12 protein-coding genes are annotated in these 14,018 nt (G+C 72.4%); 7 read left to right on the top strand and 5 right to left on the bottom strand.

The window, feature by feature from the left end:
• Positions 1-86 precede the first annotated feature (86 nt).
• The gene (locus tag AOK18_RS10860; RefSeq protein ID WP_055694191.1) at positions 87-863 is read left to right on the top strand and encodes an SDR family NAD(P)-dependent oxidoreductase; all 777 of its coding nucleotides are present in this window, start codon (positions 87-89) and stop codon (positions 861-863) included.
• Between the two features lie 54 nt (positions 864-917).
• Here AOK18_RS10860 and AOK18_RS10855 read toward each other — a convergent pair whose 3' ends face one another.
• On the bottom strand, positions 918-2,111 hold the full coding sequence (locus tag AOK18_RS10855; protein ID WP_055694190.1) for an RtcB family protein: 1,194 nt from the start codon (positions 2,109-2,111) through the stop codon (positions 918-920).
• A gap of 214 nt (positions 2,112-2,325) precedes the next feature.
• Here AOK18_RS10855 and AOK18_RS10850 point away from each other — a divergent pair, with 214 nt between their 5' ends.
• The 3 genes from AOK18_RS10850 (at position 2,326) to AOK18_RS10840 (ending at position 5,925) form a co-directional block, all read left to right on the top strand.
• On the top strand, positions 2,326-3,255 hold the full coding sequence (locus AOK18_RS10850; RefSeq protein ID WP_055694189.1) for a hypothetical protein: 930 nt from the start codon (positions 2,326-2,328) through the stop codon (positions 3,253-3,255).
• Positions 3,256-3,374: 119 nt separating this feature from the next.
• Positions 3,375-4,199: a DUF3558 family protein gene (locus AOK18_RS10845; RefSeq protein WP_055694188.1), complete on the top strand. Its 825-nt coding sequence runs from the start codon at positions 3,375-3,377 to the stop codon at positions 4,197-4,199.
• Between the two features lie 223 nt (positions 4,200-4,422).
• Positions 4,423-5,925: a DUF2637 domain-containing protein gene (locus tag AOK18_RS10840; RefSeq protein WP_055694187.1), complete on the top strand. Its 1,503-nt coding sequence runs from the start codon at positions 4,423-4,425 to the stop codon at positions 5,923-5,925.
• Positions 5,926-6,011: 86 nt separating this feature from the next.
• Here the strand turns inward: AOK18_RS10840 and lysS are convergent, their stop codons facing one another.
• Positions 6,012-7,754 (bottom strand): lysine--tRNA ligase, encoded by a 1,743-nt coding sequence (lysS, locus tag AOK18_RS10835; protein WP_055694186.1) that lies wholly within the window; start codon positions 7,752-7,754, stop codon positions 6,012-6,014.
• A gap of 184 nt (positions 7,755-7,938) precedes the next feature.
• Between lysS and argS the strand changes: the two genes are divergently transcribed.
• On the top strand, positions 7,939-9,714 hold the full coding sequence (gene argS, locus AOK18_RS10830; protein WP_055694185.1) for an arginine--tRNA ligase: 1,776 nt from the start codon (positions 7,939-7,941) through the stop codon (positions 9,712-9,714).
• Between the two features lie 83 nt (positions 9,715-9,797).
• Here argS and AOK18_RS35130 read toward each other — a convergent pair whose 3' ends face one another.
• Complete coding sequence (locus AOK18_RS35130) at positions 9,798-9,926, bottom strand: hypothetical protein (RefSeq protein ID WP_276205346.1); 129 nt, start codon at positions 9,924-9,926, stop codon at positions 9,798-9,800.
• Here AOK18_RS35130 and AOK18_RS10825 point away from each other — a divergent pair.
• Positions 9,880-10,488: a DUF2690 domain-containing protein gene (locus AOK18_RS10825; RefSeq protein ID WP_338119106.1), complete on the top strand. Its 609-nt coding sequence runs from the start codon at positions 9,880-9,882 to the stop codon at positions 10,486-10,488. The two genes, AOK18_RS35130 and AOK18_RS10825, sit on opposite strands and share 47 nt — an antisense overlap.
• 48 nt (positions 10,489-10,536) lie before the next feature.
• Here AOK18_RS10825 and hemB read toward each other — a convergent pair whose 3' ends face one another.
• Together hemB and AOK18_RS10815 are read right to left on the bottom strand one after the other, a co-directional pair.
• The gene (hemB, locus tag AOK18_RS10820) at positions 10,537-11,532 is read right to left on the bottom strand and encodes a porphobilinogen synthase (protein ID WP_055694183.1); all 996 of its coding nucleotides are present in this window, start codon (positions 11,530-11,532) and stop codon (positions 10,537-10,539) included.
• A gap of 114 nt (positions 11,533-11,646) precedes the next feature.
• A complete protein-coding gene (locus AOK18_RS10815; protein ID WP_055694182.1) occupies positions 11,647-12,363 on the bottom strand; it encodes a TetR/AcrR family transcriptional regulator in 717 nt (238 codons plus the stop codon).
• A gap of 127 nt (positions 12,364-12,490) precedes the next feature.
• On the opposite strand from AOK18_RS10815, the gene AOK18_RS10810 reads away from it, so the two are divergent.
• A complete protein-coding gene (locus tag AOK18_RS10810) occupies positions 12,491-13,972 on the top strand; it encodes an APC family permease (protein ID WP_055694181.1) in 1,482 nt (493 codons plus the stop codon).
• The last annotated feature ends 46 nt before the right edge of the window (positions 13,973-14,018 follow it).

Here is a 14,018-nt window from a genome sequence, read left to right as displayed (position 1 = left end):
CGGCGGGCCGCCCGCCCCCGCATATCCTGGCCGGGCCCGGTGACGCCGCCGGGCCCGGCACCGCAGTCGCCCGCACGGAGGAACCCATGGCCGCCGCACCACCGCCCGCAGCGTCGCGTATCGCCGTCGTCACCGGCGCGAGCGGCGGGATCGGGGCCGCCACCGCACGCGGACTCGCCGAGGCCGGCTACCGCGTCGTCCTCACCGCCCGCCGCAAGGACCGGATCGAGGCGCTCGCCGAGGAGCTGAACGCGGCGGGCCACACGGCGACCGCGTACCCGCTCGACGTCACCGACCGCGCGGCCGTCGACGAGTTCGCCACCGCGTTCAGGACCGTGGGCGTGCTGGTCAACAACGCCGGCGGCGCCCTGGGCGCCGACCCGGTCGCGACCGGCGACCCGGAGGACTGGCGCCGGATGTACGAGACCAACGTCATCGGCACCCTGCACCTCACCCAGGCGCTGCTGCCCAAGCTGGAGGCGAGCGGCGACGGCACCGTCGTCGTCGTGACCTCGACCGCCGGGCACGCCACCTACGAGGGCGGCGCCGGCTACGTCGCCGCCAAGCACGGCGCCCACGTCCTCGCCGAGACCCTGCGTCTGGAGATCGTCGGCCGGCCCGTCCGCGTCGTCGAGATCGCCCCCGGCATGGTGAAGACCGAGGGGTTCGCCCTCACCCGCTTCGGCGGCGACGAGGCGAAGGCCGCCCAGGTGTACGAGGGCGTCGCCGAACCCCTCACCGCGGCGGACGTCGCCGACACCATCACCTGGGCGGTGACCCGCCCCAGCCACGTCAACGTCGACCTGCTGGTCGTCCGCCCGCGCGCCCAGGCCTCGAACCACAAGGTGCACCGGGAGCGCTGAGGGCGGCGCCCCGGGCCCCGTCCGTCCCGCCGGAGCGGGCCGGACGGGCTCCGGTCAGCCCTTCACGCAGACGACCTGCTTCAGCTTCGCCACGACCTCCACGAGGTCCCGCTGCTGGTCGATGACCTGCTCGATCGGCTTGTACGCGCCCGGGATCTCGTCCACGACCCCGGAGTCCTTGCGGCACTCCACGCCCCGCGTCTGCTCCTCCAGGTCCTTGGCCGAGAAGCGCCGCTTCGCCGCGTTGCGGCTCATGCGGCGGCCCGCGCCGTGGGACGCCGAGTTGAAGGAGTCCTCGTTGCCGAGGCCCTTGACGATGTACGAGCCCGTGCCCATGGAGCCCGGGATGATCCCGAACTCGCCGGCGCCCGCGCGGATCGCGCCCTTGCGGGTGACGAGCAGGTCCATGCCGTCGTAGCGCTCCTCGGCCACGTAGTTGTGGTGTGCGCTGATCTCCGCCTCGAAGGCCGGCTTCGCCTTCCTGAACTCCTTGCGGATCACGTCCTTCAGGAGCGCCATCATGATCGAACGGTTGCGCCGCGCGTACTCCTGCGCCCAGAACAGGTCGTTGCGGTAGGCCGCCATCTGCGGGGTGTCCGCGACGAAGACGGCGAGGTCGCGGTCGACCAGGCCCTGGTTGTGCGGGAGCTTCTGGGCCACGCCGATGTGGTGCTCGGCGAGTTCCTTGCCGATGTTCCGGGAACCGGAGTGCAGCATCAGCCAGACAGATCCGGCCGTGTCCGTGCAGACCTCGACGAAGTGGTTCCCGCCGCCCAGCGTTCCCATCTGCTTGCCGGCCCGCTCGTGACGGAACCTGACCGCCTCCGCCACCCCGTCGAACCGCCCCCAGAAGTCGTCCCAGCCGCCGGTCGCGAACCCGTGCAGGCGGGACGGGTCCACGGGGGTGTCGTGCATCCCGCGCCCGACGGGGATCACCTGCTCGATCCTCGAGCGCAGCCGGGACAGGTCGCCCGGCAGGTCGTTCGCCGTCAGGGACGTCCTCACCGCCGACATGCCGCAGCCGATGTCGACCCCCACCGCGGCGGGACACACGGCGCCCCGCATCGCGATGACCGAGCCGACCGTGGCCCCCTTGCCGTAGTGCACGTCCGGCATCACGGCGAGGCCCTCGATCCAGGGCAGGGTCGCCACGTTCCGCAGCTGCTGGAGGGCGACCTCCTCCACCGACGCCGGGTCCGTCCACATGCGGATCGGCACCTTCGCGCCGGGCATCTCCACGTACGTCATGTCTTCCTCGTTCCCCCGTAAAGCGACATAAGCTCAAAAACGCAAAAACCGTCGCCGGGGTCGACGAAAAGGACTTCGGACCGGCGTCCACGGCAGTGCGTGCGATACACATTGTCTGCCGGGGGTGCCCCCGTGCGGCAAGCGAATAAGCAGCGAGGACACTGGTAGACCCGGCGGGCCGAGGCCCGCGCCCCCCGTCGAGAGGAGCCCGGCCGTGCAGCGGAGGGCCTACGTACCCGGCGTCGCCGCGCTCCTCGCGGCCCTGATGGCCGGATGCACCGGCAGTTCGGACGACGGAGGCCCGTCGGACAGCTCCAACCCGGGCAGCGCCGGGACGGCGTCACCGGCGGCCCAGCCCGGCAGGTACGCCACCCTCCCGGAGCCCTGCGGCGCGATCGGCCCCGGAACGCTCGACGAACTCCTGCCCGGCATCAGGGAGATGACCGACGAGGCCCGGCGGACGAAGGCGTACGCGGGCGAGGCGACGCTCACCTACGACACCGACCGCAAGGTGGGCTGCAGTTGGAAGGTGGAGTCGGCCGAGGCCACCAACCGCCTGGTGGTCGACTTCGAGCGGGTCGTCTCCTACGACCACGCCGTCAGCGACGACAACCAGGCCGAGGAGCTCTTCGCGGCGAAGCGGGAGGCGGCGGACCTGCCGGAGCCGGTGGCCACCGAGTCCGGTTCCGCGGACCCGGACGACGACGCCGGCGGCGCGTCCGCCGACCCGGACGCCTCCTCGTCCCCTTCGGCCCGCCCCTCGGACTCCTCCGCACCCTCCGACGCGTCCGGGACCTCCGGCCCCTCCGGTGCCGACGCCGCGGCGGCCACCAGGACCTCCGGCTCCGGCTCGCCGTCCGAGGACGGTTCCTCCCCCGCGTCGCCGTCCGTCCCGCCCGCCGGCCTCCAGCCGCGCCTCCTGGACGAATTCGGCGACGAGGCCTTCATCGACGACGAGCTGAGCAGTTCCGGATCGACCGTCAAGCAGCGTTCGGTGACTGTGGCGTTCCGCACGTCCAACGTGATCGTGACGATCGAGTACGCGGAGCAGCCGGCGACCGTCGGCACCGTCCCGGACAGCGGGGAACTGCAGGACAGGGCGCGGAAACTGGCCTCCCTGCTGGCCGATTCGCTGGGCGGCTGAACCGCGCACCCCGCTCCTCCACCGCCCCGCGCGAAGCGTCCGAAGGAGGACCGGGCGGCCGGCTCACCGCGTACCGTGATCCCTTGGCCCCCGTTCCGACCGCAGGGAACACAAGCGTCATGAGTGAAGGAACCATGCAGCGACGAGCACAGCGAGCGAAGCGCCTCCACCGCGTCCTTGTCGGCGCGGCCGCCGTCCCCGCCATGCTGATCGCCGCCGGCTGCTCCTCGGACTCCGGCTCCGGCGACGGCGAGGACAAGGCGGGTGGCGGCCCGGCGTCGGCGTCCGCGTCCGCCTCCGCGAGCCCGTCCCCGACGGTGCGGGCCGCGGTGTACAAGGACCTGCCGGAGGCGTGCGACGTCCTGTCGAAGAAGACCCTGGAGGACCTCGTACCGAAGGCGAAGTCGGGCAAGGAGAGCCAGTCCGACGACATCTCGACGCGGGCCGGCTGCTCCTGGGACAGCCTCGCCAACAAGGGCGTGGACGGCTCGCAGTTCCGCTGGCTGAGCGTGTCGATGCTGCGCTTCGAGTCGGACACCGCGCGGGGCGCCGGCGACGAACTGGCCAAGGAGTACTACGGCAAGCGGGTCGAGGAGGTCCGGGCCGCCGAGGGTGCCGAGGACGCGAAGTCCGAACCCGTCGCGGACACCGGCGACGAGGCGACGGCCGTGCGCTACGACCTGAAGAAGAAGGAAGGCACCTTCAAGCAGCAGACGGTCGTGGCCCGCGTCGAGAACGTCGTCCTCACCCTCGACTACAACGGGGCGGGTCTCGCCGGCGACAAGGCGCCGAACGCCGACGACCTGATGAAGGACGCGAAGAAGGCGGCGAAGGAAGCGGTGGGGGCCGTGACCGGGACCGGCGGCGGCAAGGACTCCGGCGCAGACTCCGGGAGCGGTGCGCCGTCGAAGCCGGCGTCCTCCTCCGCGCCGGCGAAGGACTGAGGCTCCGGGAGCCACGGCGCCGGACCTCGGCGCCCGGCCCCGGGACGGGCACGGGGGCAGTCCCGGGGACGGGTCCGGCCCCGTGTCCGGCGGGTCCGCGGGCAGTCCCGGAAGCGGGTCCGAAGAGGTGCGCCGGGACTCCGATGCGGAACCGGCCACTCGTTCTCCGCACACATGTGCCACTCTGTTGCGCGCAACAACACGCCTGAGGAGGGGAGTACGGGTGGCCGCGCCCATTCAGCTGACACGGACGCACCGGGTTCTCATCGGCGTGGTCGTCGCCGGAGCCGTGGTCATCGCCGGCATCGGCTTCGCGGGGTCCTACGCGGCCGTCCGCGAACTGGCCCTGCAGAAGGGCTTCGGGAACTTCAGCTACGTGTTCCCGATCGGCATCGACGCGGGCATCTGCGTCCTGCTGGCCCTGGACCTGCTGCTGACCTGGATCCGCATCCCCTTCCCGCTGCTGCGCCAGACGGCGTGGCTGCTGACGGCGGCGACGATCGCCTTCAACGGCGCGGCCGCCTGGCCGGACCCGCTCGGCGTGGGGATGCACAGCGTGATCCCCGTCCTGTTCGTGGTGTCCGTGGAGGCCGCCCGGCACGCGGTCGGCCGGATCGCCGACATCACCGCGGACAAGCACATGGAGGGCGTCCGCCTCACCCGGTGGGTCCTCTCGCCGATACCCACGTTCCTGCTGTGGCGGCGGATGAAGCTGTGGGAACTGCGGTCCTACGAGCAGGTCATCAAGCTGGAGCAGGAACGTCTCGTCTACCAGGCCCGGATGCGCTCCCGCTTCGGCCGCGGCTGGCGCCGCAAGGCCCCGGTGGAGTCCCTGATGCCGCTGCGCCTGGCCAAGTACGGCGTCCCCCTCGCCGAGACGGCCCCGGCGGGTCTGGCGGCGGCCGGCATCGAACCGGCGCTGATCCCACCGGCCCCCGAGCACCGGGCCGCCGCGGACGACACGGCCACCGCGGCACCGGCGCTCTCCCTGCACAAGGCGGCCCCGCCCGCCGAGCGGCGCGCCGAGCTGACGGGCGGCCCCGGCGACCGCGGAGGGCCCGCGGAGCACGGCGCCTCCGGTGACGGGACCGACGACGGCCCGTACGGCGAGGACCACCGCGACGCCCGCGGCCCCCGGGCCCTCCACGACGCCCGCACCCCCCGGGACGTTCCGGACGCGCCGTTCCCGTCCCCGTACGAGCAGCACGGTCCCGAGCGGCAGGGCCCGGACGCGCCGTACGAGCAGCAGCTGCCCGACCCGGACCAGAGCCTGTGGCTGCACGCCCGGGACCCGCAGTCCGTCGAGTACCACGGCGGCTACGACCCCACCTACGACCCCGCCGAGGACCCGCAGTACGCCGCGTGGATGGCGGAGCAGGAGCGGGCCGACCAGTACCGCGGGCAGTTCGAGGAGGCGCCCCCGGCGCAGGAGCCGTCCCCGGAGGACACCGGCACCTTCCCCATCCCGGTCGGACCGGGACGCACCCGTGAGCTGGGCGAGGGCGGCGGCACTCCGGAGCCGTCGGCCCCGGTCCCGGACGAAGAGGGCTACTACCAGGTCTTCAAGCAGTCGATCAGCGGCAGCGGCTACCCGACTCCGCGCGAGTTCGGCGCCAACGTCGAGGCGACGTACGGCCGGACCCTGCCGGACGCCGAGGCCAAGCGCATGGTCATGGAATTCCAGGAAAAACACTTCGTGGAGCTGGAGGAGGACCACATCGCGTGACCCGCGCGGCCCGCTCCCGCGGGCCCGGGTACGACGGGGCGCCCGGTGCCGAGCACCGGGCGCCCCGTCGTGCACCTACGCGTCGGTCAGTGACCGAGCAGCCGCCGCACCCGCTCCTGGCCCACCGCGAGCAGCAGGGTGGGCAGACGCGGGCCGGTGTCCCGCCCGACCAGCAGGTGGTAGAGCAGGGCGAAGAACGACCGCTGCGCGGTCTTGATCTCCGGCGGCAGCTCCTTCAGCGTGGCATCGGCGGGGAAACCGGCCTGCACCTTGGGCACGCCGTACACGTGGTGGGTCAGCCCGTCCAGCGACCAGTGGTCGGCCAGCCCGTCGACCAGCAGCCGCAGGGACTCGCGCCCCTGCTCGTCCAGGGACGCCAGCAGTTCCCCGTCCGGCTCCGTGCGCACGATGGTGCGCTGGTCGGCCGGGACGTGGAGGGAGATCCACGCCTCGGCCCTGTCGTAGCGCGGCCGGGCCTCGTCGAGCGAGGCGAGCGGGCGGGCGGGGTCGAAGTCGCTGAGGATGCGCAGCGCCTGGTCCGCGTGCCCGCCGGTGATGTCGGCGACGGAGGCGAGGGTGCGGTACGGCAGCGGCCGGGGCGTCGTGGGCAGGGCGCCGCTCGCCGTGCCGACCGCGCGGGAGTGCGCGGCGGCGTCGGCGGGCAGGGCGGTGCCGTCGGCGACCTTGGCGTCGAGCCGGTCCCACTCGTCGTAGAGGCGCTGGATCTCCTGGTCGAAGGCGACCTTGAAGGACTGGTTGGGCCGGCGCCGCGCGTACAGCCAGCGCAGCAGCTGCGGTTCCATGATCTTCAGCGCGTCGGCGGGCGTGGGCACGCCGCCGCGCGAGGACGACATCTTGGCCATGCCGCTGATGCCGACGAAGGCGTACATGGGGCCGATGGGCTGCTCGCCGCCGAAGATGCCGACGATCTGACCGCCGACCTGGAACGACGAGCCGGGCGACGAGTGGTCGACGCCGGACGGCTCGAAGATCACGCCCTCGTGGGCCCAGCGCATCGGCCAGTCGACCTTCCAGACCAGCTTGCCGCGGTTGAACTCGCTCAGCCGGACCGTCTCGGAGAAGCCGCAGGCGGTGCAGGAGTAGGTCAGCTCGGTGCTGTCGTCGTCGTAGGAGGTGACGGTGGTGAGGTCCTTCTCGCAGTTGCCGCAGTAGGGCTTGTACGGGAAGTAGCCGGCGGAACCGGTGGAGCCGTCGTCCTCGGCGGCGGCGCCGGAGCCCTCCGCCGCCTCCAGCTCGGCCTCGTCGACCGCCTTCTGCTGCTGCTTCTTCGCCGGGGCCTTCTTGGTGCGGTACTGGTCGAGGACGGCGTCGATGTCGCCGCGGTGCCGCATGGCGTGCAGGATCTGCTCGCGGTAGGCGCCGGAGGTGTACTGCTCCGTCTGGCTGATTCCGTCGAACTCCACGCCCAGTTCGGCGAGCGACTCGACCATGGCGGCCTTGAAGTGCTCGGCCCAGCTCGGGTACGGGGAGCCCTTGGGGGCGGGGACCGAGGTGAGCGGCTTGCCGATGTGCTCGGCCCACGTCTCGTCGACGCCCTCGATCCCGGCGGGGACCTTGCGGTACCGGTCGTAGTCGTCCCAGGAGATCAGGTGCCGGACCCGGTGGCCGCGGCGGCGGATCTCGTCGGCGACCAGGTGCGGGGTCATGACCTCGCGGAGGTTGCCCAGGTGGATCGGGCCCGAGGGGGAGAGTCCGGACGCGACGACGACCGGTTTGCCCGGGGCCCGACGCTCCGACTCCTCGATGACCTCGTCCGCGAAACGGGAGACCCAGTCGGTGGTCTCGGTGCTCTGAGCCACGATCGGCACGTCCTTCTCTCTGCTCGGGCAGCCGGTACGGTCGCACGGCTGACCTCTCCATTCTCCCAGCCCCGGCCTCATCCGCGAAAACCGCTTTTCCCCGCGTGGGATACTCGGCTTCAGCAGTGGCCACCCGCGGTGGCCCCCACAGAAGTCAACAGCTCCGGAACCCGAGCAGAACGGCAGCCTCCCCATGGCCTCGGTCACGTCCCTCAGCGACTCCGTCCAGCAGCACCTCGCGTCCGCGCTCTCGGCCACCCGGCCGGAGGCCGCCGGCGCGGACCCGCTGCTGCGACGCAGCGACCGGGCGGACTACCAGGCCAACGGCATCCTGGCGCTGGCCAAGAAGGCGAAGGCGAACCCGCGGGAGCTGGCCGCCGAGGTCGTCTCGCACGTCGTCACCGGTGACGAGCTGATCAAGGACGTCGAGGTCTCCGGCCCCGGCTTCCTCAACGTCACGGTCGCCGACCGGGCGATCATCGCAAACCTCGCCGCGCGGTACGCGGACCCCGAGCGCCTCGGCGTGCCGGTGGCCGCGGCCCCCGGCACCACGGTGATCGACTACGCCCAGCCGAACGTGGCGAAGGAGATGCACGTCGGCCACCTGCGGTCCGCGGTGATCGGCGACTCGGTGTGCCGGCTCCTGGAGTTCACCGGGGAGAACGTGGTGCGCCGCCACCACATCGGCGACTGGGGCACCCAGTTCGGCATGCTCATCCAGTACCTGGACGAGCACCCGCACGAGCTGGACCACAAGTCCTCCGGGGACGGCGCGGCCTCCGGCGAGGAGGCGATGTCGAACCTGGACCGCCTCTACAAGACCGCGCGCAAGCTGTTCGACTCCGACGAGGAGTTCAAGACCCGCTCCCGGCGCCGGGTGGTCGACCTCCAGGCGGGCGACCCCCACACGCTCGCCATCTGGCAGAAGTTCGTCGACGAGTCGAAGCTCTACTTCTTCTCCGTCTTCGAGAAGCTCGACATGGAGGTCCGGGACGCGGACATCGTCGGCGAGTCCGGCTACAACGACATGCTCGCCGAGACCTGCCGCCTGCTGGAGGAGAAGGGCGTCGCGGTCCGCTCCGAGGGCGCGCTGTGCGTGTTCTTCGAGGACGTCCTGGGCCCGGACGGCAAGCAGGTCCCGCTGATCGTCCAGAAGTCGGACGGCGGCTACGGCTACGCGGCGACCGACCTGTCCGCGATCCGGGACCGCGTCTTCCACCTGAAGGCGGACACCCTGCTGTACGTGGTGGACGCCCGGCAGGCGCTGCACTTCAAGATGGTCTTCGAGACCGCGCGCCGGGCCGGCTGGCTCGGGGACGGCGTGCAGGCGGTCCAGCTGGCGTTCGGCACGGTCCTCGGCAAGGACGGCAAGCCGTTCAAGACCCGTGAGGGCGAGACGGTGAAGCTGGTGGACCTGCTGGACGAGGCGATCGACCGCGCCTCCGCGGTGGTCCGGGAGAAGGCGCAGGACCTGTCCGAGGAGGAGATCGCCGAGCGGGGCGCCCAGGTGGGCGTCGGCGCGGTGAAGTACGCGGACCTGTCGACGTCGGCGAACCGGGACTACAAGTTCGACCTGGACCAGATGGTCTCGCTGAACGGCGACACGTCCGTCTACCTCCAGTACGCGTACGCCCGCATCCGGTCGATCCTGCGCAAGGCCCCCGAGGGCGTGGGCCCGTCCGCGCACCCGGAGCTGGCCCTGCACGAGGCCGAGCGGGCGCTGGGCCTGCACGTGGACGCGTTCGCGGAGACGGTGGCGGACGCGGCGCGCGAGTACGCCCCGCACAAGCTGGCCGCCTACCTGTACCAGCTGGCGTCCCTGTACACGTCGTTCTACGACAAGTGCCCGGTGCTGAAGGCCGGGTCGCCGGAGCAGGTGGCCAACCGCCTGTTCCTGTGCGACGTCACGGCCCGCACGCTGCACCGGGGCATGGCGCTGCTGGGCATCAGGACGCCCGAGCGCCTCTGAGCACCCGGAAGCACCGGACGCGCACGCGGCCCGTCCTCTCCCCCGACGGGAGGACGGGCCGCGGCCGTCGGTGCCGGTGATGGCTAGTGGTTGCTGACGCACCAGTTGGCGAAGGTCTTGAACGCCGCCCGGGTGCCCGGGCCGGCGGTCCCGTGGATCGCGCCGGTGCAGCCCCAGCCGTTGTTCTTCAGGAAGCGCCGCAGCGCCCGCACACCTGGGGGGCCTTGCGCGGATGAGGTCGCCGGAGCGCGCCCGGCTGACGGCCGCCCTGCGGAGCCTCGAGCTGGCCGTGGTCGCCGGGGCACGACCGTGGCCGCCCTCCTCCTGCCACCGGACCGGACGCCCGACGGCGTGAGCGGACCGCCCACGAACGGGGCCGGGAGCGGGACCGGAACGGCGACCGGGGCCGGCCCTCCCCCGCCCCGCTGCCGGGGCCGCGCCTGCGAGGGCCGGGACCCGATGAACATGCTCTGCGGGATCGGCCTGGACACCCTCGTCGAGCGTCGCACCGCTTCCGGCGCCGGTCTGCAGGTGCGCTACAGCCCGGTGTGCGGGACGAGTTGGGGCCGCGTCCGGGACACGCGGGTGGGCGACCGGATCGAACTGACCGCGGCCGGCCCGACCCGCTCCGCCGAGATCACGGACGCCCTGGACGCGACGGCGTACGTCTACACCCCGATGACGAGGACCGCTCCGGGCACCCTCGTGCGGGCCTGCTTCCGGCCCGCCGGGCAGACCCGGCGGGAGGAGTGCTTCGAAGCGACCGTCCGCTGACCCGCACCCCCCCGGCCCGCGCCCCCGGCCCACCCGTCGTGCTCCGCGCTACGCGTCGAGCTTCCCGGCGAACTCGGTGGCCCAGTAGGTGAGGATGTTCTGCGCGCCGGCCCGCTTGATGCCGGTCAGGGCCTCCAGGATCGCCCGGTCCCGGTCGATCCAGCCCTTCTCGGCGGCGGCCTCGATCATCGCGTACTCGCCGGAGATCTGGTACGCGGCGACGGGCACGTCCACGGCGCCGGCGACCTTGGCGAGGACGTCGAGGTAGGGCCCGGCCGGCTTGACCATCACCATGTCGGCGCCCTCCTCGAGGTCGAGTGCCAGCTCGCGCATCGACTCGCGGAGGTTGGCGGGGTCCTGCTGGTACGTCTTGCGGTCGCCCTGGAGCGAGGAGCCGACGGCCTCGCGGAAGGGCCCGTAGAAGGCGGAGGCGTACTTGGCGGTGTAGGCGAGGATCGCGACGTCCTCGCGGCCGATCTGGTCGAGGGCGTCGCGGATGACGCCGATCTGCCCGTCCATCATCCCGCTGGGCCCGACGACGTGGGCGCCCGCGTCGGCCTGGACCTGCGCCATCTCGGCGTACCGTTCGAGGGTGGCGTCGTTGTCGACGCGGCCCTCCGCGTCCAGGACTCCGCAGTGCCCGTGGTCCGTCGTCTCGTCGAGGCACAGGTCGGACATGACGAGCAGGTCGTCCCCGACCTCGGCCCGTACGTCCCGCAGGGCGAGCTGGAGGATGCCGTCCGGGTCGGTGCCGGGGGTGCCGAGGGCGTCCTTCTTGGACTCCTCGGGCACGCCGAACAGCATGATCCCGGAGATCCCGGCGGCCACGGCCTCCGCGGCCGCCTTCTTCAGGGTGTCCCGGGTGTGCTGCACCACGCCCGGCATCGCCTCGATCGGCACCGGCTCGCGCACCCCTTCGCGTACGAAGGCGGGGAGGATGAAGTCGGCGGGGTGCAGCCGGGTCTCGGCCACCATCCGGCGCAGGGCGGGGGTGGTCCGCAGACGCCGGGGCCGGGTGCCGGGGAAAGATCCGTACGTCGTCATGCCTCCCACGCTACGCCCGCCCGCCCCCTGCCTTTACCGACGGCCGGTCGGCGCGGATCCGGACCCGCGCCCGGAGCCCGGAGCCCATCTTCCCGTCCTCCCGTCCTCCCGCCGTCAGCGCGGTTCGAGGGCACCGGGTGCCAGCCCCAGCTCGGACTCGGCGAGGGTGCGGACCATGTGGGCGATCGGGCCGGCCCGGTGCTCGGCGCTGGTGTTGATGTAGGCACTGGTCCCGTCGATCGCGACGAGGACGCGTACGGCCGTCGCCCAGGGGTCGTCGCAGCGGAAGTCCCCCGCCTCCACCCCGGCGGCGACGATCCGCTCGATGCGCCGGCACCAGAGCAGTTCCTGCTCGACGACGTGGTCGCGGAGCACGGGGCGGTAGCGCGACAGGTGCCGGGCGTTGAGCCAGAGCTTGCTGATGTCGTCGAAGTCGGCGCTGGAGGAGAGGGCGAAGAAGCGGCGGAGGGTGCGGAGTCCGACACCGGGGGTGGCCGCGGACCCGGCGGGTCCCTCCGGGCCCGGGTCCGGGTGCGGAGCCGGGTCCGGGTGCGGAGCCGGGTCCGAGTCCGGGTCCGGGTCCGGGTCCGGGAGGAGGCCGTCGAGTTCCGCCATGGTCGCGCTGGTGAAGGCCTCGGCCACGAGTTTGTCGGCGGCCGGGAAGTAGTGGCCGACGAGACCGGACTGCACGCCCAGTTCGTCGGCGACCCGGCGCAGGGTGACGCACTCCAGTCCTTCGGTGAGCCCGATCCGCGCGGCGGTGGTGACGATCTCGTTGCGGCGCTCGGCCGGTGCCTTGCGCACTCGCTTGCCCGTACCCCTTGACGTCATACGGGGGATGTTATTGAGTGTGCGACCAATCAGGTAATTGGCCAGGCGACCAATAGCTGTCCGCCGGCCCTCTCCTCCCTCCCGGTCGAGCCGCCCCTCCGGCACGCACCACCGTCAGGAGCAGCACATGAACGACCCCCGCACCGACGCCGGTGAACTCGCCGCGTACGGCTACCGGCAGGAGCTGAAGCGCACCCTGTCCCCGTGGGCCGTGTTCGCGATCGGGTTCGCGACCATCTCCCCCGTCGTGGGCATCTACGCCGTCGTCCAGCTCGGGTTCGTCTTCGCGGGCCCCGCGTGGATCTGGGCGGTCGTCGTGGCCGCGCTCGGCCAGCTCCTGGTCGCCACGGTCTACGCCGAGCTGTCCTCCCAGTTCCCGATGACGGGCGGCGTCTACCAGTGGGTGCGCAGGCTGGGCGGGCCCCGCCTGGGCTGGCTGACCGGCTGGATCTACCTGGCCTCCGCGATCGCCTCGCTGACCACGGTGGCCTACCTGGGCGCGAGCTGGCTGCACATGCTCTTCTCCGACGGGGCCCTCTCGCCGGCGGCCCACGTCCTGCTCGGCGTGGTCTTCATCGCCGTGGCGCTCGGGATCAACCTCCTCGGCGTCAACCCGGTGAAGCACTTCCTCAACGCGGGGATCATCGCCGAGGGCGTCGCCTCCCTCGCCATCAGCGTGATCCTGCTGGTGTTCGTGCGCAACAACGGCTTCGGCATCCTGTTCGAGACCCTGGGGGCCGAGAACGCCTCCGGCGGTTCCGTCCTGGCCGGCTTCCTGACCTGTCTCGCGGTGGCCGGCTGGGCGTTCCTCGGCTTCGACGCGACCACGCAGGTCGCGGAGGAGACCGAGCGCCCGCGGCGCAGCGTGCCGCGGGCGCTGCTGCGCGCCTACCTGTTCGTCGCGTTCACCGTCCTGCTGACCGGCGCCGCCGTGACCCTCTCCCTGCGCCGGCCCGGGGACGCCGTGACCGGCGAGACCGCGGACCCCGTGTTCGCCGCGGTGACGCAGGGCCTCGGCGACTGGAGCGCGAAGCCGTTCGTCCTCCTCGTGCTGATCGCGTTCGTCGCGTGCGCCATCTCGATCCAGACGTACATCGGCCGGGCCGTGTTCGCGTTCGCCCGCGACCGGCAGCTGCCCTTCTCCCGGACGCTCGCCACCGTGGGAGCACGGCAGATCCCGTACGTCTCGCTCATCGCGACGGCCGCGCTCGCCGCCCTCGGGCTGCTGCTCGGGCTGAACGGCAACGCCGCCGCGACCCTGATCTCGTTCGGCTCCGGCGGCTTCTACTTCGTCTTCCTCACCGTCGCGGTCGTGGCGCTCACCGCCCGGCTGAGGGGCCGCTGGAACCCCGCGGCCGGGCAGCTGCGGCTGGGCGGGACGGGGCTGGTGATCAACGTGCTGGCGGTGGTGTGGCTGCTCTTCGAGGCGGTCAACATCGCCTGGCCGCGGGCCCAGCTCGCCCCGGTCGGCGGCAGCTGGGTCCAGGTCTGGGCCGTGATCCTGGTCTTCTCCGTCCTGTTCGCCCTCGGCCTCGTCTACGTCGCGGTCGCCAAGCCCCACACCAAGCTCGCCGGGAACCCGGCCCAGGAAGAGGTGAAGGTCCCGTGACCCGCGAGACCCCCGAGACTCCCGAGATCCCCGCGCCCTCCGCGCA

Source organism: Streptomyces prasinopilosus, from assembly GCF_001419695.1.
Taxonomy (GTDB): Bacteria; Actinomycetota; Actinomycetes; order Streptomycetales; family Streptomycetaceae; genus Streptomyces; species Streptomyces prasinopilosus.
This window is presented reverse-complemented; position numbering and strand designations above follow the sequence as displayed.

What these genes read in the sequence shown, in the direction of transcription:
- AOK18_RS10860 (WP_055694191.1), top strand. Translation starts at nt 87, where the DNA reads ATGGCCGCCGCACCACCGCCCGCAGCGTCGCGTATCGCCGTCGTCACC.
- AOK18_RS10855 (WP_055694190.1), bottom strand. Translation starts at nt 2,111, where the DNA reads ATGACGTACGTGGAGATGCCCGGCGCGAAGGTGCCGATCCGCATGTGG.
- AOK18_RS10845 (WP_055694188.1), top strand. Translation starts at nt 3,375, where the DNA reads ATGAGTGAAGGAACCATGCAGCGACGAGCACAGCGAGCGAAGCGCCTC.
- argS (WP_055694185.1), top strand. Translation starts at nt 7,939, where the DNA reads ATGGCCTCGGTCACGTCCCTCAGCGACTCCGTCCAGCAGCACCTCGCG.
- hemB (WP_055694183.1), bottom strand. Translation starts at nt 11,532, where the DNA reads ATGACGACGTACGGATCTTTCCCCGGCACCCGGCCCCGGCGTCTGCGG.
- AOK18_RS10815 (WP_055694182.1), bottom strand. Translation starts at nt 12,363, where the DNA reads ATGACGTCAAGGGGTACGGGCAAGCGAGTGCGCAAGGCACCGGCCGAG.
- AOK18_RS10810 (WP_055694181.1), top strand. Translation starts at nt 12,491, where the DNA reads ATGAACGACCCCCGCACCGACGCCGGTGAACTCGCCGCGTACGGCTAC.